The following is a 26,637-nucleotide window of genomic DNA, read 5'->3' as shown; positions in this document are numbered from 1 at the left end:
CCGGGTGGCGCGGCGTTCCTCCTGTACCAGCACGCTAGGGGCGCGGCTGATGTTTCTCGCTCCGGCTGTCCCCCGACTCCGCGGTGCGAGCAGCCCCCTGCGGCTGCGGGGGCCGGCCGGAGGCTCACCCGCGCTGACGTCGGCCGCCGGGTCGCTCGGGGGGGCGGTCTGAGCTGTACTGAGGGCATGGGAACCAGGACGAGCAGAAGCGTCGTCGTCGAACGGCGGGTCGCCGCGGCCCGTGCGCCGGTGTGGGAAGCCCTCACCGACCTCGCGGGCATGGAACGCGTCCTCGGCAGCGTCTCGAAGGTCGAGGTCCTCACGGGCGGTGGCTTCGCCGTCGGTACGCGGTGGCGGGAGACCCGGCGCATGTTCGGGAAGGACGCCACCGAGGAGATGTGGGTGACGGCGTGCGAGCCGCCCGAGCGCTATGTGGTGGAGGCGGAGTCGCACGGCTCGCACTATGTGTCGGAATGGGAGCTGCGGTCGGACGGCCCGGTGGCGACGACGGTCCGTATGACGTTCACGGCCGTCGCGTCCGGCGGTGTCGCGGGCCTGCTGGCCAAGGTCATGGGCAGCCTCGGCGCGCGGGCCGTCAGCAAGGCCATCGCGAAGGACCTCGAAGACGTCGCCAACGCCGTGGAGAGCCGCAGCGGCTGAGCTTCGTTGTCATGCCGGAGCGGTGCCTCAGTGTCTGCCTGTGAAGATCCGGCAGGCTTCTCTCAACTCCGCCCAAGCGCGGCGCAGTTGTAGGGCATGTCGCGTGGCATCGGCGAGGGGGGACGGCGTGCGCGTAGGGTGCCCGGATGATCGGGGTACCAGAGACGTTCGCGCGGAGCACCCTCGAGCGGGAAGGGGAGCCGGGAGCGGTGTGGCTCGCCGAGCTTCCAGGGATCGTGGACGAACTGCTGGGGCACTGGAGCTGTGTGCCGGACGGCGAGGTCATGCACGGGGGTGTCGGGGTCGTCGTCCCGGTGCGACGGCGGGCCGGGGAGACGGCTGTGCTCAAGGTGTCGTTTCCGCATCCCGGCAACGTCCACGAGCCGGACGCGTTCGCGGCATGGGGCGGACGCGGCGCCGTCCTGCTGCACGAGCATGACGACGAACGCTTCGCGATGCTGCTCGAACGGGTCCGGTCATCGACCCTGGCCGACATCGAGGCGGGCGACCGGACGGTGGCGGTCGCGGGGCGGATCAATCGGCGGCTGGCCGTCCCCGCCCCGCCCGGCCTGCCCCGGCTGCGGGACCAGTCCGAGGCCTGGGAGGAGCAGCTGCGCAAGGACGCCGCACAGCTGTCCCACACGCTGCCGGGCAATGTCGTCGACGCTGCTGTGGCAACCGTTCGCGAGCTGGGCCGCACCCAGCCGGACACCCTTGTCCACGGCGACCTCCATGCCAGGAACATCCTGCGTGCCGACCGTGAACCGTGGCTGGCCGTCGACCCCAAGGGCTATGTGGGTGATCCCGCCTACGACGCGGGCACGCTGCTCAAGTCACAGGCGCTGACGCTCGTCGGAGCCGATGACCTGGGCGCGGCTGTTCGCCGTACGTTGGACGTGTTCGCCGAAGCGGCGGAACTCGATCGTGAACGCACCCGCCGTTGGGCCCAGTTCCATGCCGTCCAGGCCGCGCTCTGGGGCCGCCGCCACGGATTCCGCATTGCGCGCAGCGGTCCGGCGCTCAGCTGGCTCACCGAATTCGTGGACCGCCTGGCGGAGTTGCTCACCGAGCGTTCCTGACAGGCGGCGGGAGCGGCGTGGCTCGCTGCCGGGCCACTCACCAGGCTGGCGAACGTACCGGGCGGGGGCGGATGCACGGCCGCGGCCCTGCGAACGGGAAGACCGGCCTCAGTCGTCGAGCAGCTGCCACAAGGTGAGCGCGAGTCTGGCCCGTACCAGGCCGGCCGGCTCGGTGAGTTCGATGCCCAGGGCCCTCCCGATCTGTTCGAGCCGGCGGGCGACGCTGCTGTGATGCACGTGGAGGCGGTCGGCGGTCCGGCGAAGGGAGCCGGCGGCACAGTAGGTGTCCAGCGTCTCCAGATCTTCCGGGTTGTCGGCGAGCCGGGCGATCGCGGCCACGTCGGCGTTGTCGCGCGTGGCGTCCTGCGGTACCTGGGCGAGCAGCGCCAGCGCTCCCAGATCGTCGTAGGGGACGACCGGTCGTCGTGACGTGGTGAAGCGGAGCGCCGTGCGGGCTTCGCTCCAGGACCGGTCGGCGCTCTCCGCGGCGCCGATGCCCGCGCGGACACCCGCCGGAATCCGCGTCGGATCGAGGGTGGTTGCCAGGATGACGCCCACGTCGGCGAGCGGTGCCGCCTTGACCGGGCGGGCCAGGCAGAGCAGAGCGGCGACCTGGTCGAGCGGGAGCTGCGACCGCACGGCGACGACTCGGACCGGCAGGTCGGGGTGGAACCCGAGGAGCCTCAACGCCCGGGCTCTGCCCGCCTCGTCGCTGTCCGAGCCGATCACCAGCTCGACGAGGGCGGGGTCGGCCATGGTGGTGCGGGCCGGGCCGTATCTCTCGACGACCGCCGCGGCGGCGATGGCGAGCCGGTCGAGCAGCATCTCGTCGAGCGGACCCGGCGGACCGGGACGCTCCAGCCACACCGTGCCGATCTCCTCCTCGTCGAGAGTGACCGGCACCGTGGTGGACGCCGGGCCCGGCGGGGCGGACGCCACTCTGCCGTCCGAGGAGACGCGGATCGCCCGGCCCGTGCCGTGGAGCCGGATCCCCGCCACGCACTCGGCGAGCACCGCCGAGGCCCGGGCCAGCGCCGGGACATCCACCCGGCGGCGCATCAGCGTGTCGAAGAACATGACGACCCGGATCGCGCCTTCGGCTTGTGAGTCCAGGTGCGACAGCCGTACGGCCAGTGCCTCCATAGCTGGAGGATAGGGCCTCGACGGCCGACGGGGAGGCGCCGAACGGCGCGTGATGTGGGCGGGTTGCCCGACGGATGGCGGATGACCCCGCCCGCGGCGGCGGTGAGGATGGCCGACATGGATCCCGAACTCGAAGCATTCATCCCCCTGTTCCCCCGGGCCGACCTGACCGACCCCGCCGCCGAGCGCAAGAACTTCGCCGAACTCGCCGCCGCCGTACCGGCACCGGACACCACGGGCATGGACGTCGAGGACCACATGGTGCCCGCCGATCCGGACGTGGCGGTACGGATCTACCGCCCGCACCGGGCGCGCGGCGCCGTCGTCTGGCTGCACGGCGGCGGCTTCGTCATGGGGGACCTCGACACCGAGCACCCGTGGGCAGTCCGGCTCGCAGAAGCCTCCGGCTCCGTGGTGATCTCGGTGGGCTACCGCCTGGCACCCGAGCACCCGTTCCCGGCCGCCCCGGACGACGCCTACGCCGTGCTGAACTGGGCGGCCGAGCACGCGGTCGAACTCGGCATCGACGCGGCGCGGATCGCGGTCGGCGGGCACAGTGCCGGCGCGGGGCTCGCCGCCGCGGTGGCTCTGCGGGCCCGCGACGAACAGGGGCCGCCGATCCGCTTCCAACTGCTCAACCAGCCGGGGCTCGACGACCGGCAGGAGACGTGGTCGGCACAGCATTTCACGGATACGCCCTGGATGAACCGGGCCAAGATCTCCGCGTCGTGGCGGCACTACCTGGGCTCGACGCCCGCCTCGCCGTACGCGGCCCCGGCGCGGGCCACGGACCTGTCCGGCCTGCCTCCCGCCTACGTCGCCACCGCGGAGTTCTGTCCCAACCGCGACGAGGACATCACCTACGCGCTGCGTCTGCTGCAGGCAGGTGTGTCGGTCGAGTTGCACCAGTGGCCGGGCACGTTCCACGGTTCTCAGGCGATCCTGTCCGCCGAGGTCTCGCAGCGGCAGATCGCCGAACTCGGCGCCGTCCTGCGCCGGGCGCTGGCCGAGTGAGGCGGCCCCGGCTGGACCCGGCCAGTCAACTCCCGCGCCAGGACAACCAGTTGAGTCAATCACCTCAGAAGGGACGTCAGGCATGACCGCCACACCGATCGACCTCTTCTCCTCCTTCATCCGCCTTCACCCGGACGGCGGGGCCCATGCCGAACAGCCCACGTTCGACCCCGGCAGGGACGGCTGGCAGGTGATGACCTTCCACGTGGAGACCGACGCCGACGTCCACGCCGACCACTGGGAAGTCCACCCCGACGCCGAGGAGGTCGTGTCCTGCCTCTCCGGCGGCATACGCCTGCACTTCCGCCCGCGGCAGTCGGGAGAGGCCGAGGAGGAGGTCGGCCTGACGGCCGGCACCGCGGTCATCGTGCCGCGCGGACGATGGCACCGCATCACGCTGGACGCTCCCAGCGACATCATGTCCGTCACCGTGGCGCGAGGCAGCCGGCTCGAGGAGCGCGCCGGGGCCTGACGGCAACTCGTCGTCTACACGGGTGATCTGAGCTTCTGGAGCCCTTGCCCCGGTTCAGAACTGCCGGTGTCGGTGCCCGTCGCCAAGGCTGGCGGCCGGCCGTGAGCGGAAGGTGCGACGGTAGGCGTCCGGTGGCACGCCGAGTGTGCGGTTGAAGTGGCGGCGCAGCGTCGTGGCGGTGCCCATGCCGGTGGCCTCCGCGATGGAGTCGACACTGCGGTCGGTGGACTCCAGCAACTCCTGCGCACGGCTGATGCGTTGAGAGAGCAGCCACTGCAGCGGGGTGGTGCCGGTCGCTGCCCTGAAGTGGCGGCCGAGGTGACGCGAGCTCATCCGCGCCTGGCGTGCCAGGTCCTCCACGGTCAGCGGCTGGTCGAGGCGTTCGGCCGCCCACGGAAGCAGCGCGGCGAGCGGGTGGTCGTCGCGGGAGGGCACCGGCGCGGCGACGAACTGGGCCTGCCCGCCGGCCCGGTGAGGCGGGACGACCAGACGGCGGGCGACGGCGTTGGCGACCGATGAGCCGTGGTCGAGACGGACGAGATGGAGGCACAGGTCCAGGGCCGCGGCCTTGCCGGCGGAGGTGAGCACGCTGCCGTTGTCCACGTAGAGAACGTCCGGGTCGACCTCCACGCGGGGGTGGCGGGCGGCCAGCACTTCGGTGTGCGCCCAGTGCGTGGTCGCTCGTCTCCCGTCCAGCAGACCGGCGGCGGCCAGCACGAACGCGCCCGTGCACAGGGAGGCCACCCGCGCGCCCGCCTCATGGGCCGCGCGTACCGCGTCGACCAGATCGGCGGGCGGATCCTCGTCGACATCGGCCCAGGCGGGGACGATCACCGTGTCGGCGCAGGCCAGCCTGTCGAGTCCGCGGTCCGGCTCCAGCCGGAACCGGCCGACCTGTACGGCGCCCGACCCGCAGACCTCGACGTCGTACCAGGCCACGTCCACGCCTGCCGGAGCGGAGCCGAACACCTCACAGGCCACCGACAGTTCGAAGTGCAGCATCCCGTCGGTGGCGACCACCGCGACAGTTCCCATGTCCGGAATTGTACGCAGCATGTCGTTCCGGACACTCACGATCAAGTACCCGTCCAGGTCAGGATGTTCACAGAAGATCACAGCGGAGCCTTCGAGCACGAGGAGCATTCATGAGACCGGGACACACGGTGGCGGTGTTCGGAGCGTACGGGCACACGGGCCGGTTCGTGGTGGCGGAACTGCTGGAGCGCGGGTTCGTCCCGGTACTCTCCGGGCGCGACGCCGACAAGCTCGGGGAGCTGGCGGCCGCGCATCCGGGACTCGAGACGCGGACCGCGTCGGTCGACGATCCGGCCTCGCTGGACCGTGCCCTGGCCGGCGCCGCAGCCGTGATCAACTGCGCCGGCCCCTTCTCCACGACCGCCGCCCCGGTGATCGAGGCGGCTCTGCGCGCCGGGATCCCGTACGTCGACGTGGCCGCCGAGATCGAGGCCAACGCCGACACCTTCGCGCACTTCACGGAGCGCGCCCGCGCCGCGGGAACCGTGGTCGTCCCCGCGATGGCCTTCTACGGCGGCCTCGGCGACCTGCTGGTCACCGCCGCCATGGACGACTGGACCTCGGCCGACGAGGCACACATCGCCTACGGGCTGAGCAGCTGGCACCCCACCACCGGCACACGCGTCGCGGGCGCGGCCGTCCACGCGCGGCGCAACGGCCGGCGCGTACGTCACCGCAACGGGCAGCTGGAGTACCACCAGGACGACCTGCCCACCCTGGACTGGCCCTTTCCCGACCCGATGGGCACCCGGTCCGTCATCGGGGAGTTCACCATGGCCGACGTCGTCACCGTGCCCAGCCATCTGTCCATCCCAGAAGTACGCACCTACATGACCGCCGAAGCGGCCGGTGACATCGCGGCCCCCGACACCCCGTCGCCGACCGCCGTCGACGAGCGGGGGCGGTCCGACCAGACCTTCGTCATCGACGTCGTCGTGCGCTCCGGCGACACGGAACGTCGTGCCACGGCCGGCGGTCAGGACATCTACGCCGTCACAGCGCCGCTCGCCGTGGAAGCCGTCCACCGCGTCCTCGACGGCCGGGCGAGGAAGCTCGGTGTCGTCTCCGCCGGTGAACTCTTCGACGCGAGCGACTTCCTCGACGCACTCGCCCCGCACATCACCTGGACGGTGAAGCCGTAGCCGACGGCCGGACCGTCTGACGTCGACGGTCCCGCGCTGCCGTGAGTACGCTCGCCGGAGCTCCGTGTCGGGCCTCGACGCACCGCACCGCTCGCGCCAACTACCCACCCGTGCAGGAGGATCGGGCATATGCATAAGGTGTGCGTCGTGAGAGCCACCGTCGTCTGTCAGGCAGTCCCGCACCGGAACGCCGCCGAGGGGAACACCACCGTCCGATGAACCAGATCCTCTTCGCCGGGGCCATCGGCCTGTTCCTCACCCTCATAGGTACGCCTCTGCTCATCAAGCTGCTGGCTCGCAAGGGCTACGGGCAGTTCATCCGCGACGACGGGCCCCGCGGTCACCACGGCAAGCGCGGCACACCCACCATGGGCGGTATCGCCTTCATCCTGGCCACCCTCGCGGCGTACGTCCTCACCAAGGTCATCACCGGGGAGAGCCCCACGTTCCCGGGCGTTCTGGTGCTGTTCCTGATGGCGGGCATGGGCGTCGTCGGATTCCTCGACGACTACATCAAGATCGTCAAGCGGCGTTCGCTGGGACTGCGGGCCGGGGCGAAGATGACCGGCCAGCTCGTCATCGGCATCATGTTCGCCGTACTGGCCATCCGGTTCGCGGACGACCGCGGTCAGACCCCGGCCTCGCTGCGGCTGTCGTTCGTCAGCGACTTCGGCTGGACCATCGGGCCGGTGCTGTTCGTCGTGTGGGCACTGTTCATGATCCTGGCCATGTCGAACGGGGTGAACCTCACCGACGGCCTGGACGGACTGGCGACCGGCGCGTCAGCGATGGTCCTCGGCGGGTACACCTTCATCGGCCTGTGGCAGTTCCAGAACTCCTGCGCCAACGCGATGAACCTCACCAACCCGGGCTCCTGCATGGAGGTACGGGATCCCCTCGACCTGGCCGTCGTCGCCTCCGCGCTGATGGGTTCCTGCATCGGGTTCCTCTGGTGGAACACCTCGCCCGCCAAGATCTTCATGGGCGACACCGGGTCACTCGCTCTCGGTGGCGCACTGGCGGGCCTGGCCATCTGCTCACGCACCGAACTGCTGCTCGCCCTGCTGGGCGGACTGTTCGTCCTGATCACGCTGTCCGTGGTCATCCAGGTCGGCTCGTTCAAGATGACCGGCAAGCGGGTCTTCAAGATGGCCCCGCTCCAGCACCACTTCGAACTCAAGGGATGGTCCGAAGTCCTGGTCGTGGTCCGCTTCTGGACCATCCAGGGCATCTGCGTCATCGTCGGCGTCGGCCTGTTCTACGCCGGCTGGGCCACGGGCTGACGCACGACCCCACCCACCCCGAAGCCACGGATCCTGGGGATCGGCAGCGCGGATGGCCGCAGTGCCGTCCAACGGTGGCCGGCCAGTTGCTCAGGCTGGATCCGCCGCTGCGGCCTCGAACGGGGCCGGCGGGACCGGGGCCGCCCGGCGAGCGGCGGGGAGGCGTTTCGCCGGGCGGGCCCGGGTGTCAGACGCAGCCGGCGGGGTTCGCCCGGGACACGTCCTCGATCAGGGACTCGTGCGCCGCCTTGAGCCGCGGCACATCGGGCTTGACGACCTTGCGGTCGTAGGTGATGAGTCCGTTGAGCTCGCCCTCGACGTCCGCGATCTGGGTGTACACCGCGCCGTTGCCGCCCTTGCAGGCCAGGGCCCGCACCTCGTCGAGCTTGGTGAGGTAGTCGTCGGTGTACGTGGCCGGGTCGACGTCGACGTAGGACTGCTGCACCGACCAGGCGTGGCCGGGCACGGCGAGGCCGAGGCCGCCGTACTCCCCTGCCACCAGAGCCCTCTTACCGTCCGGACGCGGTGGCAGTGCGGGGCTCGGGTAGCCGTGCTCGTCCATGATGTCGCCCGTGCCCCCGTCGGCGCCGAGGTTGAGGCCCGACTGGTTGTTGACCAGGCGGGTCGGGTCCCAGGCCTTGGCCTGCTCAGCGATCCGGCCCACGTCGTACTGACCCCACCCTTCGTTGAAGGTGACCCACATGACGATCGACGGACTGCTGATGTGTTCGTCGATCATCTGCTTCATCTCGCGTTCGTACGTGGCGCGGGCGGTGGCGGACGGGTTCACGCCCGCTGTCATCGACGGCATGTCCTGCCACACCAGCAGGCCGAGCCGGTCGGCCCAGTAGAACCATCGGTCGGGTTCGACCTTGATGTGTTTGCGGACCGAGTTGAAGCCCATCGCCTTGTGCATTCTCAGGTCGTACGCCAGCGCCTCGTCGCTCGGGGCGGTGTGCAGGCCGTCCGGCCAGAAGCCCTGGTCGAGGGTGGCCATCATGAAGACCGGCTTGCCGTTGAGGACGGTCCGCGGGGTTCCGTTCACGTTCTCGACGGCGACGGACCGCATGCCGAAGTAACCGCTGACGCGGTCTGCGCCGACACTGACCCTGAGGTCGTAGAGGAACGGGTCGTCCGGTGACCACAGACGCGCGTCGCGAATCCGGAGGGTGAGCGGGCTTCCCGTGCGGCCGGATGCCGTGGCCACCTTGCGCTTGCCCTCGTAGGCGGTCGCGGTGACCGGGACTCCGTCGCGTACTCCCTTCGGCACGACCGTCATCGTGCCCGCCGTCACGTCCGGGGTGAGTGCGAGCGAGTCGACGTGGTCCGCGGCGACGGGTTCCATCCACACGGTCTGCCAGATGCCGGAGGACGGGGTGTACCAGATGCCGCTCGGGTCGAGGCGCTGCTTGCCGAGCGGCGGGTTCTCGCCGCCCGAGGCGTCCGTCGGGTCGTAGACGCCGACGATCAGCTCCTGGGTGCGGCCCGGCTTCAGCGCGTCGGTCACGTCGGCGCTGAACTTGTCGTAGCCGCCCTGGTGTTCGGTGACCTTGGTGCCGTTGACGTAGACCTCGGAGCGCCAGTCGACCGCCCCGAAGTTGAGCCGCAGCCGCTTGCCGGAGCCGATCCTCCAGTCGGACGGGACGGTGAAGGTGCGGCGGTACCACATCCGGTCCTCGTGCCGTTCGATGCCCGACAGCTGGGACTCGACGGGGTACGGGACGAGGATCTTCTCGGCCAGGTCACGGCCGACCGGCGGCTGTTCGCCCTCCTGTGCCGCGGCGAACTGCCAGCTGCCGTTGAGGTTCTTCCAGTCCTGTCGGGTGAGCTGGGGCCGCGGGTACTCACGGTGGGCGTTGCCCGCGGTGACCTTGTCGCCCCACGGGGTGCTCAGCTGGTAGGTCGACTTGTTGGCGCCGCTGCTCCAGAAGGCGTTGACAACGTTGCCGTCCTTGCCGGAGAGGCCCCCTGATCCGTCGTAGCGCACATCGGCGGAGCCGCGCGCGGTGCCGGTCTTGTTGCCGACCACGGGCTCCTTGAGCCCGACCAGCAGCGACCTGGGGTCGGCCGGGTCGAGGCGGACCCGGCCGAGCGGCCAGGTGGCGCCGCCGATCACGGCGTCCAGGTGCTCGGTGAGTGCGGCCGGGGGCGCCGCGAGTGTCTGGGCGAAGTCGAGCCGGAGTGTGCGGCCGTCCTTGAGGACCGTGGCGGCGATGGCTCCGTCGTAGTCATAGCCCTCGGGCAGCAGGAAGGCCGACTGCGGGATCGCTGTCTTGGTGCCGCCGGGCGGTGTCCAGCGCACATGGAGGTTGGAGCCTCCGAAATGCTCGAAGTACTCGACCTTGATGTCGTAGGCCTTGCCGGCGACCAGTTCCACCGGCTGCCCGGTCTGTTCGCGGTCCCAGTCGTCGACCCAGTGGTCGATGACGGGTTTGCCGTCCACGAAGAGACGGAAACCGTTGTCACCGATGACCGAGAAGGTGGTGGGACCGGATTTCTCCGGCACGACCCTGCCGGTCCAGCGGACGCTGACGTCGTCCGACCGGCCGGTCGCGGAGCGCAGGCGCGACTCCAGGTTGTCGAAGTCGAGTTGCGAGTCGAATCCGGTGGCCTTGAGCTCGTGGAAGTCGAAGGCGCCGGGTGCGGACTGGGTGTAGTACTCGCCCTTGAGGCCGTGGATCTCGGGGGGATCCTCCACGGCCGTCGCGGCAGGTGCGGCGGCCAGTCCCGCGGCACCCAGCACTGCTGCGACGAGCAGGGCGAGGCGGTCTCTGAATGGTCTGATGCGCACGAATCCTCCTAGGGTGAGGAAGGGTGGCGGCTCGGTGCTTCAGTCTGTACAACGTTGGAAGCAGAGGCAGTTGGCATGAGAGCACGACCGGCGGCCGCTGTCCAGGTTCATGACAAAGCTCCGGTCGTGGAGTTCCGTCGATGCCGAGGAGATCCCTTGCGGGTCAGCCTGAAGGACGTGGCCGAGCGGGCCGGCGTCTCGATCAAGACCGTTTCCAACGTCGTGAACAACTATCCGCACATCACACCGGCGATGCGCGCCCGGGTCCAACAGGCCATCGACGAGCTCGGATACCGGCCGAACCTCACCGCGCGGCATCTGCGCAAGGGCCGTACGGGCATCATCGCGCTCGCCGTTCCCGAGCTCGGCAATCCCTACTTCGCCGAGCTGGCGGGCGCGGTGATCGACGCGGCCGCCGAGCACGAGTTCACGGTCCTGCTCGACCACACGCGGGGCGAGCGCGAACAGGAGCTGCTGGTCAGCCAGGGATTCCGGGCCCGGGTGATCGACGGACTGATCCTCAGCCCGCTGGAACTGGAGGCCGAGGACCTGCGGAGCCGGGCCGACGACGTCCCGCTGGTGCTGCTCGGCGAACGCGAGTACGGCCTGCCCTTCGACCACATCGCGATCGACAACGTGGCCGCCGCGCGGACGGCGGTGCGCCACCTGCTCGACCGCGGCCGGACCCGGATCGCGTACCTCGGCGCCCGTACGGACTCCGCGAACCGCCCCGCCCATCTGCGACTCGACGGCTGGCGGGCGGAGTTGACGGCGGCGGGCCTGCCGGCCGGGGACGACCTGGTCGTGCCCGTCGGCGGCTGGGACCGGGACGACGGCGCCCGGGCCATGGCCCGGCTGCTGGACGCGGGTGTGCGGCCAGACGCCGTTTTCGCCTACAACGACCTGATCGCGATCGGCGCCATGCGGGTGTTGCACGAGCGCGGGCTGAGGGTGCCGTGGGACATCGCCGTGGTGGGTTTCGACGACATCGCCGAGAGCCGTTTCGGAGCTGTGTCGCTGACCACCATCGCGCCGGACAAACAAGCCATCGCACGCCTCGCGGTGGCCTCTCTGCTGCGCAGTCTGTCGGGCCGTCAGGAGACGGGCGGGCGTGAACTCACCGCGGAATACCGGCTGGTGGAGCGGGAAAGCACCCTCGGGCGCCGCTGACGGCGGTCCGGACCATTGGATCGAGATTTCGGACGGAGGGGTTTACAGGCCCCTTCCAACGATGTAAAAACCTCCCCTGAACGACGTGCACGCCGTGTTGACCGTCAAGTGCCGAACGCCCCGGGAGCGCTCTCCACTCCGGGGCCGCGCCGTTTGGGGACTCCATGAAGCCGATCGCACCTCCTCGACGCACCACCGCACGCACCCTCCTCGCCACCGGCCTCATCACCGGCCTGGCCCTGACCGGATGCACCAAGTCCGAGGACTCCTCCGACGACAAGGCCTCCACCCAGCAGGGCGACTCCGGCCAGCAGGTCGCCTCGCCGGACACCGGCTCCGGCCCGGGCTGCACCCTCGACACGTACGGGGGCGAGAAGCTCGACCTCGCGAACGCCACCGTCGGCTTCTCCCAGTCCGAGAAGGAGGCCAACCCCTTCCGGATCGCCGAGACCGCTTCGATCAGGGCGGAGGCGAAGAAGCGCGGCCTCAAGCTCCTCACCGCCAACGCCCAGTCGCAGTTCTCCAAGCAGATCAGCGACGTCCAGGACCTCATCGCCAAGGGCGCCGACGTACTGGTCGTCGCCCCCCTCAACTCGGACGGCTGGGAGCCCGTGCTGCGCACCGCGGCGGCCCGGCACATCCCGATCGTCACGGTGGACCGCAAGATCAACGCCACCGCGTGCAAGGACTACGTGAGTTTCATCGGATCGGACTTCGTGGAGCAGGGCAGACGGGCCGCCGACCAGATGATCGAGGCGACCGGCGGCAAGGGCGACATCGCCATCCTGCTCGGCTCCGCGGGCAACAACGTCACGACGGAACGCACCAAGGGCTTCGTGGACCGGATCAAGGCCAAGGCTCCAGGCCTCGACGTGGTGTTCCAGCAGACCGGCGAGTTCGCCCGCGAGAAGGGCCAGTCGGTCACCGAGAACCTCATCCAGTCCAAGCCGGGAATCAAGGGCATCTACGCCGAGAACGACGAGATGGGACTCGGCGCGGTCAACGCCCTCAAGAGCGCGGGCAAGAAGCCGGGCGACGTCAAGATCGTCACGATCGACGGCACCCGCAAGGCCGTCAGGGGCATCGTCGACGGCTGGATCCACGGCGTCATCGAGTCCAACCCCCGCTTCGGACCACTCGCCTTCCAGACCCTCGACACCTTCACCCGGGGCGACGAAGTGGCTCAGGACATCGTTATCAAGGACAGCTCGTACACCAGGTCCAACGCACAGTCGGACCTCGGCAAGGCCTACTGACATGCTTTCCGTCACCGGCGTGTCCAAGCACTTCCCCGGCGTGAAGGCACTGTCCGACGTGGACTTCACCGCCCGCATCGGGGAGGTGCACGCCCTCGTCGGCGAGAACGGCGCGGGCAAGTCGACCCTGATCAAGGTACTCACCGGCGTCCACCGTCCGGACGCGGGCCAGATCGTCCACGACGGCACACCGGTCCGCTTCACCACCCCGCTGCAGGCCCAGCAGGCAGGCATCTCCACCATCTACCAGGAGGTCAACCTCGTCCCGCTGATGAGCGTGGCCCGCAATCTCCTCCTCGGCCGCGAACCCCGCGGCCGGCTCGGTCTGATCGACTTCCGCCGCATGCACCGGGAGGCCGGGGAAGCGCTGCTCGGCCTCGGCATCCGGGTCGACGTGCGCCGACCGCTGCGCGAACTCGGCGTCGGGGCCCAGCAGATGGTGGCCCTCGCGCGTGCCGTCGCCCTCGACGCCCGGGTGGTGATCATGGACGAACCCACCTCGTCGCTCGAACCGCGCGAGGTGAGCACGCTGTTCGACGTGATCCGCATGCTGCGTGAGCGCGGTATCGCCGTGGTCTACGTGAGCCACCGCATGGACGAGCTGTACGAGATCTGCGACGCCGTCACCGTGCTGCGGGACGGACGGGTGGTGCACACCGGTCGGCTCGCCGGTCTCGAGCGCCTGCGGCTGGTCTCGCTCATGCTGGGCCGGGAGATCGGCGAGGTGCGCAGCGAGGGCCTGACCAAGTTCACCGGCTCCCACCGGGCGGCATCCGAACCGGTCCTGCACGCCGAAGGCCTGACGGTTCGTCATCAGTTGCGGAACGTGTCGCTCTCCATTCGTCCGGGCGAGGTGGTGGGTCTGGGAGGGCTCCTCGGCTCGGGCCGCAGCGAGACCGCCAAGGTCATCGCCGGAGCGCTGCCGGCGGACTCGGGCCGGGTCTCGGTCGATGGTGTGCCCGTGCGAACCGGCTCGACTCCGGCCGCGATCCGCGCCGGCATCAGCCTCCTGCCGGAGGACCGCAAGGCCGAAGGCATCGCCCCCGGACTGTCGGTACGGGAGAACATCGCGCTCGCCGCACTCCCCGGCCTCTCGCGGTTCGGCCTGGTGGACAACGCCCGCGTCGACCGGATCGTCGACACCTTCGTGAAGCGGCTGCACATCAAGTCCGCCGGCCCGCACCAGAAGGTCGGCGAACTCTCCGGCGGCAACCAGCAGAAGGTTCTGCTGGCCCGCTGGCTCGCCCTGCACCCGAAGGTGCTGCTGCTGGACGAGCCCACCCGGGGAATCGACGTCGGCGCCAAGGCCGAGGTGCAGGCCCTCATCGACGAACTCGCCGACGACGGACTCGCCGTGCTGCTGATCTCCTCCGACACCGAGGAGCTGATCGAGGGAAGCGACCGGATCGTCGTGCTCAAGGACGGCACGGTCGTCGGCGAGCTGACCGGCGACGCGGTCACCGAGGAAGCGCTGATGCGAGCCATCGCCGCCGAACCCGCCGGGGCCGGCCATGACTGAACTGACGCTCACGCGCGGCCCGGTGGACCGCGCCAAACTGCTGGGCCTGCTGCAGGAGTACGGCGTCTACGCGGGCGTGGTCGCGCTCGCGCTCTTCAACTTCGCCTTCACCCCGCACTTCGTCTCGGCGGAAAACTTCCGCACCCAGGCCGTCCAGGTCGCACCGGTGCTCATCGTCGCCCTGGGCATGGCGCTGGCGATCGGAACCGAGGGCGTCGACCTGGCGGTGGGCTCGGTGATGGCCCTGTCCACCTCGCTGCTGTCCCTCTACCTCGGCTACGGGCCGTGGGTCGCCGCGCTCATGGCGGTGGCGGGCGGTATCGCGGTCGGACTGGCGAACGGGACACTGATCGCCTTCCTCGGCGTCCAGCCCATCGTCGCCACGCTCGCCCTCATGGTCGCCGCCCGCGGGCTCGCCCTGGTACTGCTCCCCCAGCTCGAGGACGTACGCGATCCGGGCATGGCGGCTCTGGGCTCCGGCGACGTACTGGGCGTGCCCCGTCTCGTCCTCATCGCCGCGGCCCTGGCCCTGCTGGTGGCTTTCGTGGTGCGCCGCACCACCTTCGGGCGGCAACTGCTCGCCGTGGGCGACAGCAGGCCCGCGGCCCGCCTCGCCGGCCTGCCCGTACGCCGGGTCCTCATCGTGGTGTACGCGTGTTCCGGCGCTTTGGCCGCCGTGGCGGGCATCCTCGCCACGGCACGGCTGACAGCCAGTGACCCCACCTCGCTGGGCACCCTCATGGAGCTGTCGGCGATCACCGCCGTGGTCGTCGGCGGCACGCCCCTGTCCGGGGGCCGGATACGGATCGGCGGAACGGTCGCCGGCGCCGTCCTGATCCAGTTGCTGACCACCACGCTCGTCAAGCACGACCTGCCGCCGTCGTGGACGCAGATGGCACAGGCCGTGGTGATCGTCGCCGCGGTGTACGCGGCCCGTGAACGGGGGAAGCGATGACCACCGAGGCCACGGAAGCCGACCTGCGGGCCGGCGCCAACCACCCGGTCAACGGCGAGGCCGGCGGTCCGGGCCGCGCGGAGCGCTTCAGTGCCCTCGCCCAGCAGCACGGGGCCCTGGTCACCCTCCTGGTGGCCATGGCGGTGGCGTCGCTGGCCTTCGACACCTTCCTGACCGGTGACAACCTCGAGAACATGGCGCTGTCCTCGGCCTTCCTGGCCGTGGTGGCGCTCGGCATGACGTTCGTCATCGTCACCGGTGGCATCGACCTGTCGGTCGGCTCGCTCTTCGCCCTCGGTGGAGTACTGGCGGCCTGGGGCTCGCAGTACGGCACGGCGGTGGCCCTCCTGCTCCCCCTCGCCGTGTGCGGCCTGATCGGCGTGGTCAACGGACTGCTCATCGCCCGGTCGGGGCTGGCCCCCTTCATCGTCACGCTCGCCTCGATGCTCGGTGCGCGCGGCATCCTGCTGGCGATCACCGACGAGGGCTCTCGGACGTATCTCGTGGACAGGGACTCGTCCTTCGCGACGCTCGGACAGGGCTCACTGCTCGGCATCGGTGTACCGGTGTGGATCACGGTGGCGCTGTTCGTGATGGGCGCCGTCGTCCTGCGGCGCACCAGGTTCGGGCAGTACGTGTACGCCGTGGGCGGCAACGAGGACGCGGCCGCCCTGATTGGTGCCCCGGTGGCGCGTACGAAGATCGCCGTGTACGCCCTGTCGGGCCTGTGCGCGGGCTTTGCGGGGGCGCTCAACGCGGCCTGGCTGGTGTCGGGCGTGACGATCCTCGGGTCGGGCATGGAACTGGAGGCCATCTCGGCGGTCGTCATCGGAGGCACCCTGCTCTCCGGCGGCTTCGGCTTCGTCAGCGGCGCGCTGGTCGGCGTGCTCCTGCTGAAGGTGATCCAGAACGTCATCAACCAGATCGGCTCCCTGGACTCCGCCTACCAGCAGGTCGTCAGCGGTGCCTTCCTCGCCGTCGTGGTCGTGGCCCAGACCTGGCTGGGACGCAGGCGGCGCGTGCTGTGACCGGACGGTGGCCCCCGCGCCGGACACGTACCGGGCGGCCCTTCCTAGCGGCTCACGAACGGGCTTGTCCGGAGCTGCGCGGAGCCGCCCCGGACAAGGCCGTGTCGCGGCCCCGGCCTGGAAGGCCGGTCCAAGAACCGGGCCGATCGGCGGGGAGAGTCCGCGGCGCGGGAAATTCCGGCGCCGCCATAAGGCCTCCTGCGGCATGGCGATCGGGGCTACCCTTCCGCAACCGACATGGCCGAAAATGTGTCTCCCATCGCGTGGCCGAAGACTCCGATGTCCACGGAGGCGCCGGGACCACGACGGCCCTGAGGGGATGCGGATGAACACGTGGGCAGTACCTGGTTACACCGAATCGCTGGAGCTGGGCTCCGGGGCGAGCGGCCGGGTCGTCCTGGCCGTGCACCGGGAGACCGGCATCCCGGTCGCGGTGAAGTACCTCAGCGAGTCGCTGCACACCCGGCCGGGCTTCGTCCACGACTTCCGCGCGGAGGCGCGACTGCTCGCGGGGCTCGACAGTCCGTACGTGACGGGGCTGTACGAGTACGTCGAGAGCCCGGACGGCGCGGCCATCGTGATGGAGCTGGTGGACGGTGTGTCCCTGCGCTCCCTGCTGACCAGGCAGAGTCCGCTGGACCCCGAAGCCGCACTCGTGATCCTCAAGGGCTCACTGCTCGGCCTGGCCGACGCGCACCGGCTCGGGGTGGTCCACCGCGACTACAAGCCGGAGAACGTGCTGGTCCGGCCCGACGGCGGGTCGAAGCTCGTCGACTTCGGCATCGCGGTGTCCACGGGTGAGAGCGCCGGGGTGGCAGGCACACCCTCCTACATGGCGCCGGAGCAGTGGACCGGCGCGCCCGCCTCACCCGCGAGCGACGTGTACGCGGCGACGGCCACGTTCTTCGAGTGCCTGACCGGTCACAAGCCGTATCCGGCCGACAACCTCGCAGAACTCGCGCTGCGGCACATCGACTCGCCGGTCCCCGCCGAGGAGGTTCCCGAGCCGGTGCGGTCGCTGGTCCGCCGCGGCCTGGCCAAGTCGCCGACGGAACGCCCCGCGCACGCCGAGGCCTTCGTCGCGGACCTGGAAGCGGCGGCCGTCGCCGGATACGGGCCCCAGTGGGAGGAACGCGGCCGCGGGAGGCTCGCCGCACTCGCGGCCCTGCTGGTACTGCTGCGGCCCCCTCTCCGCCCCCGGGCGGAGACGACCACCGACACCGCTCGCACCGTGCTGCGTTCGGGAGGCGGCGGGGGCGGCGGGTGGGGCCACGCGTGGCGGCCCACCCGTCCGGGCCTGCTCGTGTCGGCCGCGGCCGCGCTCCTGGCGATCGTGCTGGCCTACGGCATGCCGCGCAGCGACAACGCGGCGGCCGACCAGGCGGCCGAAGCGTTCGCCACGACCAGCGCACGGCCCGGAGTGGAGTCGGGGCCCACCTCGACCGCCTCACCGGCCTCGTCCAGCGGTCCGGCCGAGTCCTCGGCGCCCGCCGGGCCGTCCGGCGCCTCCCCGTCCGGTTCGCAGGGCTCGGCCTCCGGAGACCCCACGGCGTCCTCCTCGGGGCCGGCGCATGAGGCCACACCCACCGGCGGAACGACGGCCGCGCCGACCCCGACCACCGCCTCCCCCACCGCACCCGTCGCGCCCGCGGTCAAGGACGTCGCCGTGTCCGGCCTCCGCCAGACGGGCACCACCACGGGTACGACCACCGTCTCCGTCTCCACGGACGGCACCGGCCCGATCTCCGTGACCCTTGTCTGGTACACGGGCGACACCAGCGGTCAGCTGGGCACGCCGGACGCGACGCCCCAGACGTTCGACCGCAGTGGCGCCACGCAGTACACGTTCACCGTCGACCACACGTTCCAGGGCAAGGGCTGCTACTGGGCCGTGCAGGCCACGACCACTCCCGCGTCCGCCGACGGCGGCGCCTCTCAGCAGATCCTGACGAGGCGGTGTGACATCCGTTGACTTCGGCAGACGATTCCACCACCCCGTCCGGCAGCGTCTCCTGGCCCGTACCGCCTGACCATTCCCCCGACACCGACGCGGACGCGGAGTACAGCGCAACCGTCCTGGGGAGCCACTGGTTCCAGAGACCCGAGCCGGACACCACGCCGGCCCGGGAGCCAGCCGCCGAGGCACCGGCCACGCCGGAGACACCGCCCGACCGGGTCGAAGGCACGGTGCTGCGCTTCGGCCCCGGTGTGACCGCCGCTCTCGCACACCGTCCGGACATGTCACCGCCCACGGTCGTGACGGCGCCCACGCGGTCTCCCCGGGGAGGGCTGCGCCGCCACGTCCTGCCGGGACTGGTGCTGCTCCTGGTCATCGCGTTCCTCGCCTGGCAGCGCTCCGGCGCCGGCATCACGACGGACGAGGTGGCCGTCACCACGTCCCGGGCGACCGTGTCCTGCGACAGCACCGCGGACATCGTCGGAGTGATCACCACGAACGGCAGGCCGGGCACCCTGTCCTACCGATGGGTCCGCAGCGACGGCACGACCTCGGCCGTCCTGCGTGAGGTGATGCCCGCGGGCCGGAAGAAGGCACGGGTGCACCTGCTGTGGTCGTTCCAGGGCGAGGGCCGCTACCGGGCCCAGGCCGAACTGCACGTCCTCTCCCCCGGCCGGCACACATCCACGATCCGCTTCCTCTACGACTGCTCCTGACGGCGGACGAGCGCCGGACACCGCCGCGTCGGCTTCAAAGCCACGGCCATGCTCACCAGAAGGAGCGTCGACCAGGGAATTCCTGGTGTCCGACCTCCGATTTTGGGCACTCGGACGCCGGGAGCACAGGCCGTCACCGCCACGACGTCGAGGAAGAGAGAAACGGGAGCGAGCCACCGGCACCCTGACCGCCCCTGCCGGGGCACACTTCGCGCACGCCGACCCCTTCGTGCGGGCGAGAAGGCGTCACGGCCGGACCATGCAGTTCACGGAGGTGGGCCGGCCATCGCTTCCCCGGCTTCCTCGTCGTTGTCCGTAGCGACCTGTCAGAGAGGCTGTATCACGTGCGTACCGTCGGTGTGGAGGAAGAACTCCTCCTGGTCGATCCTGAGACCGGGGACCCGCAGGCCCTGTCCGCTGCCGTACTCGCCCGTGCCGCCAGGGACTCTCCGGCGGAGGAGACGTTCGAGAAGGAGCTGCACAACCAGCAGCTCGAGTTCGCCACCCATCCGCAGTCGGACATGGGCGACCTGGGCGCGGAGATCGTCCGCTGCCGGAAGGAGGCCGCGCGCGTCGCCGGCGACATCGGGACGGCCGTCGTGGCACTCGCCACGTCACCGCTGCCGGTCAGGCCGTCGGTCAGCATGAACAGCAGATACCAGTGGATGGCGCGCGAGTTCGGCCTGCCGACCCAGGAGCAGCTCGTCTGCGGCTGCCACATCCATGTGTCGGTCGAATCCGACGACGAGGGCGCCGCGGTGCTCGACCGGATCCGCCCGTGGCTGTCCGTGCTGACGGCCATCAGTGCGAACTCCCCGTTCTGGCAGGGCCGCGACAGCCTCTACAGCAGCTACCGCAGCCGGGTGTGGGTCCGCTGGCCCATGGCAGGCCCCACCGAGCTCTTCGGTTCGGCCGACAACTACCACCGGCGGGTGACCGACATGGTGGCCACCGGCGTGCTGCGGGACAAGGGCATGATCTATTTCGACGCACGGCTCTCCGAGCGGTACCCCACCGTGGAGATCCGCGTCTCGGACGTCTGTCTCGAGGCCAGTACCGCCACCCTGATCGCGACCCTCACCCGTGGACTCGTCGAGACGGCGGCACGCGAGTGGCGTGCCGGACAGCCGCCGGCCGAGCACACCGTCGACCTGCTGCGCCTGGCCGCCTGGCGCGCCGCCCGGTCCGGGCTGGAAGAGGACCTGCTGCACCCCCTGACCATGAAGCCGGCCCCCGCCGAGGACGTCGTTCGCGCACTGCTCGAACACGTCGGCCAGGCACTGGACGACAGCGACGACTCGCACCAGGTGCACACGGCCGCCGACGCGCTGCTGCGCCACGGCAACGGCGCCCGCATCCAGCGCCAGATCCTGGAACGCACCGGCAGCCTGGGCGACATGGTCACGGAGTGCGTACGCCGCACCCAGACGTGAGCGCGGACGTGGGCCGGGCCGTGTCGGCCCGGCCCACGTGGTGCCTGCCGTCCTGTGTACCGAAACCGGGTGGCAGGCCGGGGCACGCGGGGCCTACGATCACCGGCAAGGCGGGGTCGTAGCACAGAGGTAGTGCGCCGCGACGACATCTCGGAGGACGTCGGTTCGAATCCGACCGCCCCGCCCCCTCACGGCCTTCCTCCGTGGTGCGTCCAAGCGTCAGCGCAGGTCGGCCCCGGCGGGACTGTCGTCGAGGAATCCACCGGACTGGTGCTGCCACAGCTTCGCGTAGGCGCCGTCCGCCGCCAGCAGCTCCTGGTGCGAGCCCTGTTCGACGATCCGGCCCCGGTCGAGGACGACGAGCCGGTCCATCGTGGCGACCGTGCTCAGCCGGTGCGCCACCACGAGCGCCGTCCGTCCCTCCATGAGCCGCCACAGCGCCTCCTGGACGAGGACCTCGCTCTCGGAGTCGAGTGCGCTGGTGGCCTCGTCGAGCAACAGGATCGGAGCGTCACGCAGGATCGCCCTGGCGAGCGCGACCCGCTGACGCTGGCCGCCCGACAGCTTCACCCCGCGCTCGCCCACCATGGTGTCGAACCCGTCCGGGAGCGCGTCGGCGAACTCGGTGACGTGTGCGGTCTCGGCCGCGCGGCGGATGTCGGCGTCGGAGGCGTCCGGCCGGGCGAACGCGATGTTGTCCCGCAGGGTCCGGTGGAACATCGCCGGGTCCTGCGGCACGTAGGCGATGAGGCTGCGCAGGTCGGCCTGGCGCAGCCTGCTGATGTCCTGTCCCCCGATGAGGATCCGGCCGGCGTCGATGTCCGTCATCCGCAGCAGCAGCCGGCTGAGCGTGGTCTTGCCTCCGCCGGACCGTCCGACGAGGCCGATCTTCGTCCCGCTGGGCACGGTCAGGTCGAGCCCTTCGAAGAGGGGTCCCGCCCCCGCGTGGGCGAAGGTCACGTCCTCGAAGCGGACGTCGGCGGGCCTGGAGAGCAAGGGCTCCGGCGATGCCGGGTCGAGCACGGTCGGCGGCATCAGCAGCAGTTCGGTGAACTGCGCGGCCTCCGTCATCGAGCTCTCCATACGGCGGTAGATCTGGTTGAACTCGAACATGATCCGCGTCGCGTTCGTGTAGTACGTGAAGGCGACCACGACCGCCTCCACGCCGTGTCCGCTTCCGCCGAGCGCGACCGCGAGCAGCAGGCCCAGCGCGTTGGTGAGTACGGACATCGGCGCGACCAGTGTGTCGATGCGCAGGTTGCCGTAGTCCCACGACCGCAGCATGAGCCGCCGCGACTCCGCGACGCGGGAGCGGTGCTCCGCCGCCTCGCGTTCCTCGGCCGCGAACGCCTGGACCGTGTCCATGTTCATCAGGCTGTCGGCGACATGGCCCGACACCCGGGCGATGGCCTCCTCGCGCTTGGCGACCAGCGCCTGCCGGCGGCGGATGAGGGGCACCACGCACAGTGCCGTCAGTGCGAGCATCCCCAACAGGGCGACGACGAGCAGCGGTTCGTACCGCCAGAGCACCACCGACCCGAAGACCAGCGGCACCAGGCTGCCGACGACCTGGAACGTCAGTGTGTCGACCAGTTCCTCGAACCGGGAGGCGAAACTCAGTACGCGCTTGGTCAGCGACCCGGCGAAGTTGTCGTGGAAGAACGCCGCGTCCTTGGCGAACAGTTCGCCCATGCCGATCACGTACAGGTTCTCGATGCCGCGTGCGTCGAGCCGGTTCAGACAGTGCAGTCCCAGGCGCCACAGTGTCTCAGAGAGGAGCAGGACGCCCGCGAAGCCGAGGACGTACGGCAGCGCCGCACCGACGCCGATGCCGCCCTCGGTGGCGATCCGGCCGACGAGTTTCGCGACGATCAGCGGCGCGATGTAGCCGATGCCGATGTTGCCGAGCGCGGGCAGCAGCATCGCGGGCACCGAGAACTGCCGGAGCCGGCGCAACTCCCGCCCGTAGTGACGAAGCGCGAGGAACACCGCGCCCCTGCCCGGCGGAACCTCACGCGATTCAGGTGATCCCATCCCCACCCCGTGTCGTCGTACGGCAGCCCGTCACCCGCTTCCTCGGGAAGATGCCGTCGCGTCGAAACCCGTGCGGAACTCCGCTTCGGGTGGCGGGGACGGGGGCCAGGAATCGCAGTGTCCCGCGACGACGCGTGCAGAGTCCAAGCGTTTTTCCGCCTCCTGGGAGCCCCGGACGCGTGGCCCGGAACCCAGGCGGTCGTCGCGGCGTTTCCCGGGTACTTGGGCGGCCGCGGGGCCGTACACACACGAGCGGGGGACACGACGTGGCGCACATTCTTGTCATCGGTGGCGGGATCGCCGGTACGGCGGCCGCGCTGGCCCTGCACAAGGCGGGGTCGGACGTCACCGTGTACGAGGCGCACCCCGAGTCGGCCGAGGACATCGGCGCGTTCCTCACCCTCGCGAGCAACGGCATGCGGGCCCTCGCCCAGATCGACGCCTCCGCCGCGGTCACGGCCATCGGCTTCCCGCTGCGCTCGATGCGCGTCCTCGACGACACGGGAGCAACCGTGGCCCAGGTCCCGCTCGGTGAGGCCGGGGACCCGCTCCTGCGGTACCGCTGTCTGCACCGCGGTGACCTCGCCACCGCCCTGCAGGCGGAGGCCGCCCATCGCGGCATCGACATCCGGCACGGCGCCCGCCTCGCGTCCGTCCAGGGCGCCCCGGACCGTGTCACCGCCCGTTTCACCGACGGCAGCAGCGCGACAGGTGACCTGCTCGTCGGAGCGGACGGCCTGAACTCCGTCGCACGACAGCAGTTCGCTCCCGCCGTACAGCCCCGCTACGCGGGACAGCGTGTCTTCTACGGCTACACCGACGACGTGCTCCTGGCCGAGGAGAACGCCGAGGAGAGCGAGCGCATCACCATGGTGCGGGGCAGCGCCGCCGCTTTCGGTTACGCGGTGTCGCCGGACGGCCAGACGTACTGGTTCGCGCGTGTGGCCGGTGAGCCTCTCGCCGGCGACGAGGTCGCCCGTGCCACCCCCGCCCACTGGCGTGATCTGCTCCTGCAGCTGCTGCGCAAGGACGCCACCCCTGCCGCGGACATCGTCGCGGCCACCACCGACCGCATCATGGTCACCAACGCCACCGAGATCCCCACCGGCACACCCTGGCGCTCCGGCCGCACGCTGACCATCGGGGACGCGGCCCACGCGGCTTCCCCCGCGACCGGGCAGGGGGCCTCGATGGCGCTGGAGGACGCCGTCGTCCTCGCGAAGTCCCTGCGCGACGCACCCGACACCGAGACCGCGCTCGCCCTGTACGAGACACTCCGCCGCCCGCGGGTGGAGGACAACGTCACCACCAGCGGCAACATCTCCCGCGGTGTGCGCCCGCCGGCCCGACCGGGGCAGGCAGCGCCCGCGCCCCGCCCCGGCGACGACGAACTCACGCGGCACCTGGACTGGCAGACCGACCTGTGGACCGAGGCCGGCAGCGATTCGCCGGGATCGTCGCCTCGATAGCGGCAAGCCGGTGGCACCGGCCGCGGCGCAGGCGCCGTTGCAGGCGTCAGTCCGGTCGAGGCGGCGTCCCTCAGTGCCCCAGCCCCGCGCCTCCGTCGACCGGGATGACCGCGCCGCGCACATGTCCGGCGGTGGTCAGGAACGCCACCGCGTCGGCGACCTCCTCGGGGTGGGCCGGGCGGCCGGCGGGGGTCCGGTGGAGGAGGTCCCGGCGCTGTCCGTCGGTGAGCGCCCGGTTCATGTCCGTCTCGGTCAGGCCGGGGGCCACGACGTTGCAGGTGATGTCGCGCGGGCCGAGTTCGTGGGTCAGCGACCGGGCGAACCCGACCAGGCCGGCCTTCGCCGCCGCGTAGTTGGTCTGCCCGGGTGCGCCGTGCAGCGCCGACGTGGAGGAGATCAGCACGATACGGCCGTGGCCCTCGCGGAGCATTCCGCGTATGGCGCGCTGGGCGACCCGGAAGGCCCCGGTGAGGTTGGTGTCGACGACGCCGGTGAAGTCCGCCTCGCTCATCCGTACCAGCAGTCGGTCGTGGGCGGCGCCCGCGTTGGCGACCAGGACGGTGACCGGACCGTGGGCCGCCTCGGCCTCCCTGAAGGCCCGGTCGACCTGTTGACTGTCCGTCACATCGCACCGTAGGGCGAGGAATCCCTCGGCCGCGGGCGGCTCGTCACGGCGGTGGGTGACGGCGACCCGGTGCCCCGCCGCCGTGAGGCGGCGCGCTATGGCCAGCCCGATCCCCCTGTTGCCCCCGGTCACGAGCACCGAACGGGCCGTCCCCTGCGTCATCGTGTGTTCTCCTTCTCCGACGCCGCGGTTCTCACGCGGTCTCCGCATGGTCGTCCCGCGCCTCCCGCGGTTCCTGTCGCCCTTCCGGGAGGCCCTGCGGTCGCGCCGCTCGCTCCCTCAGCCCCACCACGCACACCCCCAGCCCGACGAAGGCCAGCACGGCGGTCCAGAAGGTGGCCGCGTACATCGCGTCGAGGTAGGCACGGTCGGCGGTGGCGGCCAGTTCCGGCAGCCTGAGCGAGTCGGCCAGCGAGCGTGCCGCCTCGGCCGAGGTCCGCGCCTGTTCCTCGGCGTCGGGCGGCAGCCCTTTCGGCCCTCCGGGCAGCGGGGCGTCCGCCATGCGCTCCCGGTACACGCCGGACAGGATCGATCCGGACAGTGCCACCCCGAGCGTCCCTCCCACCTGCCGGGTCACGCTGTTGACGGCCGATCCGGCGCCCGCGAGACGGGATGGCACCGCGCTCATCATCAGCGCGGTGACCGGCGTGCCGACCAGGCCCATGCCGAAGCCCTGAACCCACAGCAACGCGGCGACGACCAGGATCGGAGTCCGCCCGTCGAACCACAGATAGCCGACGTACGTGGCCGCGGTGGCCAGGATTCCGGCGGCGACCGTCCAGCGGGCCGACAGCAGCCGGCTCGACGCAGGGGAGGCCTGACTGCCCAGGACGATGCCGACCGCGGCGGCGATCATCACGGTTCCGGCGTCCGCGGGGGAAAGGCCGCGCGGCCCTTGGAGATAGAAGGCCGCGTAGAACAGGTGCCCCGCCAAAGCCATGAACACGATCAGGAGCACCACGCTCCCCGCCGCGAACCCCGGCTGTGCGAACAGCCGCAGGTCCAGGCTGGGCGCCGGTGAGCTGCGCTGGCCGGCCACGAACACGGCGAGCAGCGCGCCTCCCAGGAGGAGGGGCAGCAGTACGTGCGGCCCGTTCCAGGCCTGTCCGTTGCCGAACTCGATGATCCCGTAGACCACGCCGCCCAGTCCGAGTACCGACAGGGCGAGTCCCCGGAGGTCGAGCACCTGCCGCCCGGGGCCCTTGAGTTCGGGGACGACGGCCACCACTGCGGCCAGGCACAGGGCCACGATCGGCACGTTGACCAGGAACACCGAACCCCACCAGAAGTGGCTGAGCAGTGCCCCGCCGGCCACCGGCCCGACGGCCACGCCCAGACCGCTGGACGCGCTCCAGATCGCGATCGCCCGGGTGCGCCTGTCCGGCGGTGTGCTCTGCACGACGACCGAGAGGGTGGCGGGCATCAGCAGGGCGCTGCCCACGCCCATGAAGGCACGGGCCACGACGAGCCAGGCCGGGCCCGTCGCGAACGCACCGGCGGCGGAGGCCACACCGAAGAGCGTGAGCCCCGCGAGAAGGGTGGCCCGGGGGCCGAACCGGTCGGCCAGCGCGCCGCCCGCGAAGAGCGTCCCGGCGAACATCAGCGTGTAGGCGCTCGCCACCCACTCCAGTTCGGCCGGAGTCGCCCCGAGGCCCCTGTCCGGGTCGGCCAGGGTGATGACGGCGACGTTGAGGACCGAGGTGTCCAGCCAGATCAGCATCTGGGCACAGACCACGACCACGAGGATCGCTCGCGGCCGGGACGGGCCCCCGGCGGAGCCCGCGACCTTCCCCGCTGGTTCGCTCGGCCTGCTCATCGGGGGCCTCCGTTGCCCGGAATGGCGGCGAGGCGCCCGG

Annotated in this window: 20 protein-coding genes, 1 tRNA gene and 1 pseudogene; 16 read left to right on the top strand and 6 right to left on the bottom strand. The window is 70.9% G+C overall.

The features are described 5' to 3' along the window. Positions 1 to 186: 186 nt before the first annotated feature. Together KUF83_RS23250 and KUF83_RS23245 are read left to right on the top strand one after the other, a co-directional pair. Positions 187 to 660 (top strand): SRPBCC family protein, encoded by a 474-nt coding sequence (locus tag KUF83_RS23250; RefSeq protein ID WP_217456723.1) that lies wholly within the window; start codon positions 187 to 189, stop codon positions 658 to 660. A gap of 146 nt (positions 661 to 806) precedes the next feature. Further along, the gene (locus tag KUF83_RS23245; protein WP_217456721.1) at positions 807 to 1,739 is read left to right on the top strand and encodes an aminoglycoside phosphotransferase family protein; all 933 of its coding nucleotides are present in this window, start codon (positions 807 to 809) and stop codon (positions 1,737 to 1,739) included. Positions 1,740 to 1,847: 108 nt separating this feature from the next. On the opposite strand, the gene KUF83_RS23240 is transcribed toward KUF83_RS23245, so the two are convergent. Further along, complete coding sequence (locus tag KUF83_RS23240; protein ID WP_217456720.1) at positions 1,848 to 2,882, bottom strand: CdaR family transcriptional regulator; 1,035 nt, start codon at positions 2,880 to 2,882, stop codon at positions 1,848 to 1,850. 117 nt (positions 2,883 to 2,999) lie between these two features. On the opposite strand from KUF83_RS23240, the gene KUF83_RS23235 reads away from it, so the two are divergent. Both KUF83_RS23235 and KUF83_RS23230 read left to right on the top strand, forming a co-directional pair. Then, entirely contained in the window at positions 3,000 to 3,896 is an 897-nt protein-coding gene (locus tag KUF83_RS23235; protein ID WP_217456719.1) for an alpha/beta hydrolase, read from the top strand. An 82-nt stretch (positions 3,897 to 3,978) separates the two neighbouring features. After that, positions 3,979 to 4,368, top strand: coding sequence for a cupin domain-containing protein (locus KUF83_RS23230; protein ID WP_217456718.1), 390 nt, complete (start codon positions 3,979 to 3,981; stop codon positions 4,366 to 4,368). Positions 4,369 to 4,422: 54 nt separating this feature from the next. On the opposite strand, the gene KUF83_RS23225 is transcribed toward KUF83_RS23230, so the two are convergent. Beyond that, positions 4,423 to 5,403 (bottom strand): helix-turn-helix domain-containing protein, encoded by a 981-nt coding sequence (locus KUF83_RS23225; RefSeq protein ID WP_217456717.1) that lies wholly within the window; start codon positions 5,401 to 5,403, stop codon positions 4,423 to 4,425. Positions 5,404 to 5,513: 110 nt separating this feature from the next. On the opposite strand from KUF83_RS23225, the gene KUF83_RS23220 reads away from it, so the two are divergent. Together KUF83_RS23220 and mraY are read left to right on the top strand one after the other, a co-directional pair. Next, a complete protein-coding gene (locus KUF83_RS23220) occupies positions 5,514 to 6,545 on the top strand; it encodes a trans-acting enoyl reductase family protein (protein ID WP_217456716.1) in 1,032 nt (343 codons plus the stop codon). A gap of 215 nt (positions 6,546 to 6,760) precedes the next feature. Then, positions 6,761 to 7,828 (top strand): phospho-N-acetylmuramoyl-pentapeptide-transferase, encoded by a 1,068-nt coding sequence (gene mraY, locus KUF83_RS23215; RefSeq protein WP_217456715.1) that lies wholly within the window; start codon positions 6,761 to 6,763, stop codon positions 7,826 to 7,828. A 187-nt stretch (positions 7,829 to 8,015) separates the two neighbouring features. Here mraY and KUF83_RS23210 read toward each other — a convergent pair whose 3' ends face one another. Beyond that, entirely contained in the window at positions 8,016 to 10,619 is a 2,604-nt protein-coding gene (locus KUF83_RS23210) for a PA14 domain-containing protein (protein ID WP_217456713.1), read from the bottom strand. Between the two features lie 156 nt (positions 10,620 to 10,775). Between KUF83_RS23210 and KUF83_RS23205 the strand changes: the two genes are divergently transcribed. The 9 genes from KUF83_RS23205 to KUF83_RS23165 all read left to right on the top strand — a co-directional run bounded on the left by KUF83_RS23205 (position 10,776) and on the right by KUF83_RS23165 (position 20,838). Further along, positions 10,776 to 11,789, top strand: coding sequence for a LacI family DNA-binding transcriptional regulator (locus tag KUF83_RS23205; RefSeq protein WP_217456712.1), 1,014 nt, complete (start codon positions 10,776 to 10,778; stop codon positions 11,787 to 11,789). Between the two features lie 164 nt (positions 11,790 to 11,953). Then, on the top strand, positions 11,954 to 13,045 hold the full coding sequence (locus KUF83_RS23200; protein WP_217456711.1) for an ABC transporter substrate-binding protein: 1,092 nt from the start codon (positions 11,954 to 11,956) through the stop codon (positions 13,043 to 13,045). 1 nt (position 13,046) lies between these two features. Then, positions 13,047 to 14,564, top strand: a complete 1,518-nt coding sequence (locus KUF83_RS23195; RefSeq protein ID WP_217456710.1) for a sugar ABC transporter ATP-binding protein — start codon at positions 13,047 to 13,049, stop codon at positions 14,562 to 14,564. Further along, positions 14,557 to 15,519 (top strand): ABC transporter permease, encoded by a 963-nt coding sequence (locus KUF83_RS23190; protein ID WP_217456709.1) that lies wholly within the window; start codon positions 14,557 to 14,559, stop codon positions 15,517 to 15,519. Before KUF83_RS23195 ends, KUF83_RS23190 begins: the two co-directional genes overlap by 8 nt. Further along, a complete protein-coding gene (locus tag KUF83_RS23185) occupies positions 15,516 to 16,547 on the top strand; it encodes an ABC transporter permease (RefSeq protein WP_217456708.1) in 1,032 nt (343 codons plus the stop codon). The genes KUF83_RS23190 and KUF83_RS23185 overlap by 4 nt, the downstream gene beginning before the upstream one ends. A 325-nt stretch (positions 16,548 to 16,872) precedes the next feature. After that, positions 16,873 to 18,519: a serine/threonine-protein kinase gene (locus KUF83_RS23180; protein ID WP_217456707.1), complete on the top strand. Its 1,647-nt coding sequence runs from the start codon at positions 16,873 to 16,875 to the stop codon at positions 18,517 to 18,519. Continuing rightward, positions 18,516 to 19,220, top strand: a complete 705-nt coding sequence (locus KUF83_RS23175) for a hypothetical protein (RefSeq protein WP_217456706.1) — start codon at positions 18,516 to 18,518, stop codon at positions 19,218 to 19,220. Before KUF83_RS23180 ends, KUF83_RS23175 begins: the two co-directional genes overlap by 4 nt. Before the next feature lie 344 nt (positions 19,221 to 19,564). Then, positions 19,565 to 20,653 carry a glutamate--cysteine ligase gene (locus KUF83_RS23170; RefSeq protein WP_217456705.1) on the top strand — a complete coding sequence of 363 codons (1,089 nt, stop codon included), beginning with the start codon at positions 19,565 to 19,567 and terminating at the stop codon, positions 20,651 to 20,653. A 110-nt stretch (positions 20,654 to 20,763) separates the two neighbouring features. Continuing rightward, positions 20,764 to 20,838, top strand: a tRNA-Ser gene (locus tag KUF83_RS23165). 34 nt (positions 20,839 to 20,872) lie between these two features. Here the strand turns inward: KUF83_RS23165 and KUF83_RS23160 are convergent. Next, the gene (locus KUF83_RS23160; RefSeq protein WP_217456704.1) at positions 20,873 to 22,687 is read right to left on the bottom strand and encodes an ABC transporter ATP-binding protein; all 1,815 of its coding nucleotides are present in this window, start codon (positions 22,685 to 22,687) and stop codon (positions 20,873 to 20,875) included. Between the two features lie 260 nt (positions 22,688 to 22,947). Between KUF83_RS23160 and KUF83_RS23155 the strand changes: the two are divergent. Further along, positions 22,948 to 24,156: pseudogene (locus KUF83_RS23155) on the top strand (FAD-dependent oxidoreductase); the annotation flags it as partial. A gap of 70 nt (positions 24,157 to 24,226) precedes the next feature. Here the strand turns inward: KUF83_RS23155 and KUF83_RS23150 are convergent. Together KUF83_RS23150 and KUF83_RS23145 are read right to left on the bottom strand one after the other, a co-directional pair. After that, a complete protein-coding gene (locus KUF83_RS23150) occupies positions 24,227 to 24,943 on the bottom strand; it encodes an SDR family oxidoreductase (protein WP_217456702.1) in 717 nt (238 codons plus the stop codon). 31 nt (positions 24,944 to 24,974) lie between these two features. Further along, the gene (locus KUF83_RS23145) at positions 24,975 to 26,597 is read right to left on the bottom strand and encodes an MFS transporter (RefSeq protein WP_217456701.1); all 1,623 of its coding nucleotides are present in this window, start codon (positions 26,595 to 26,597) and stop codon (positions 24,975 to 24,977) included. Between the last annotated feature and the right edge of the window lie 40 nt (positions 26,598 to 26,637).

The organism is Streptomyces sp. BV286, assembly GCF_019090165.1.
GTDB lineage: Bacteria > Actinomycetota > Actinomycetes > Streptomycetales > Streptomycetaceae > Streptomyces.
This window is presented reverse-complemented; position numbering and strand designations above follow the sequence as displayed.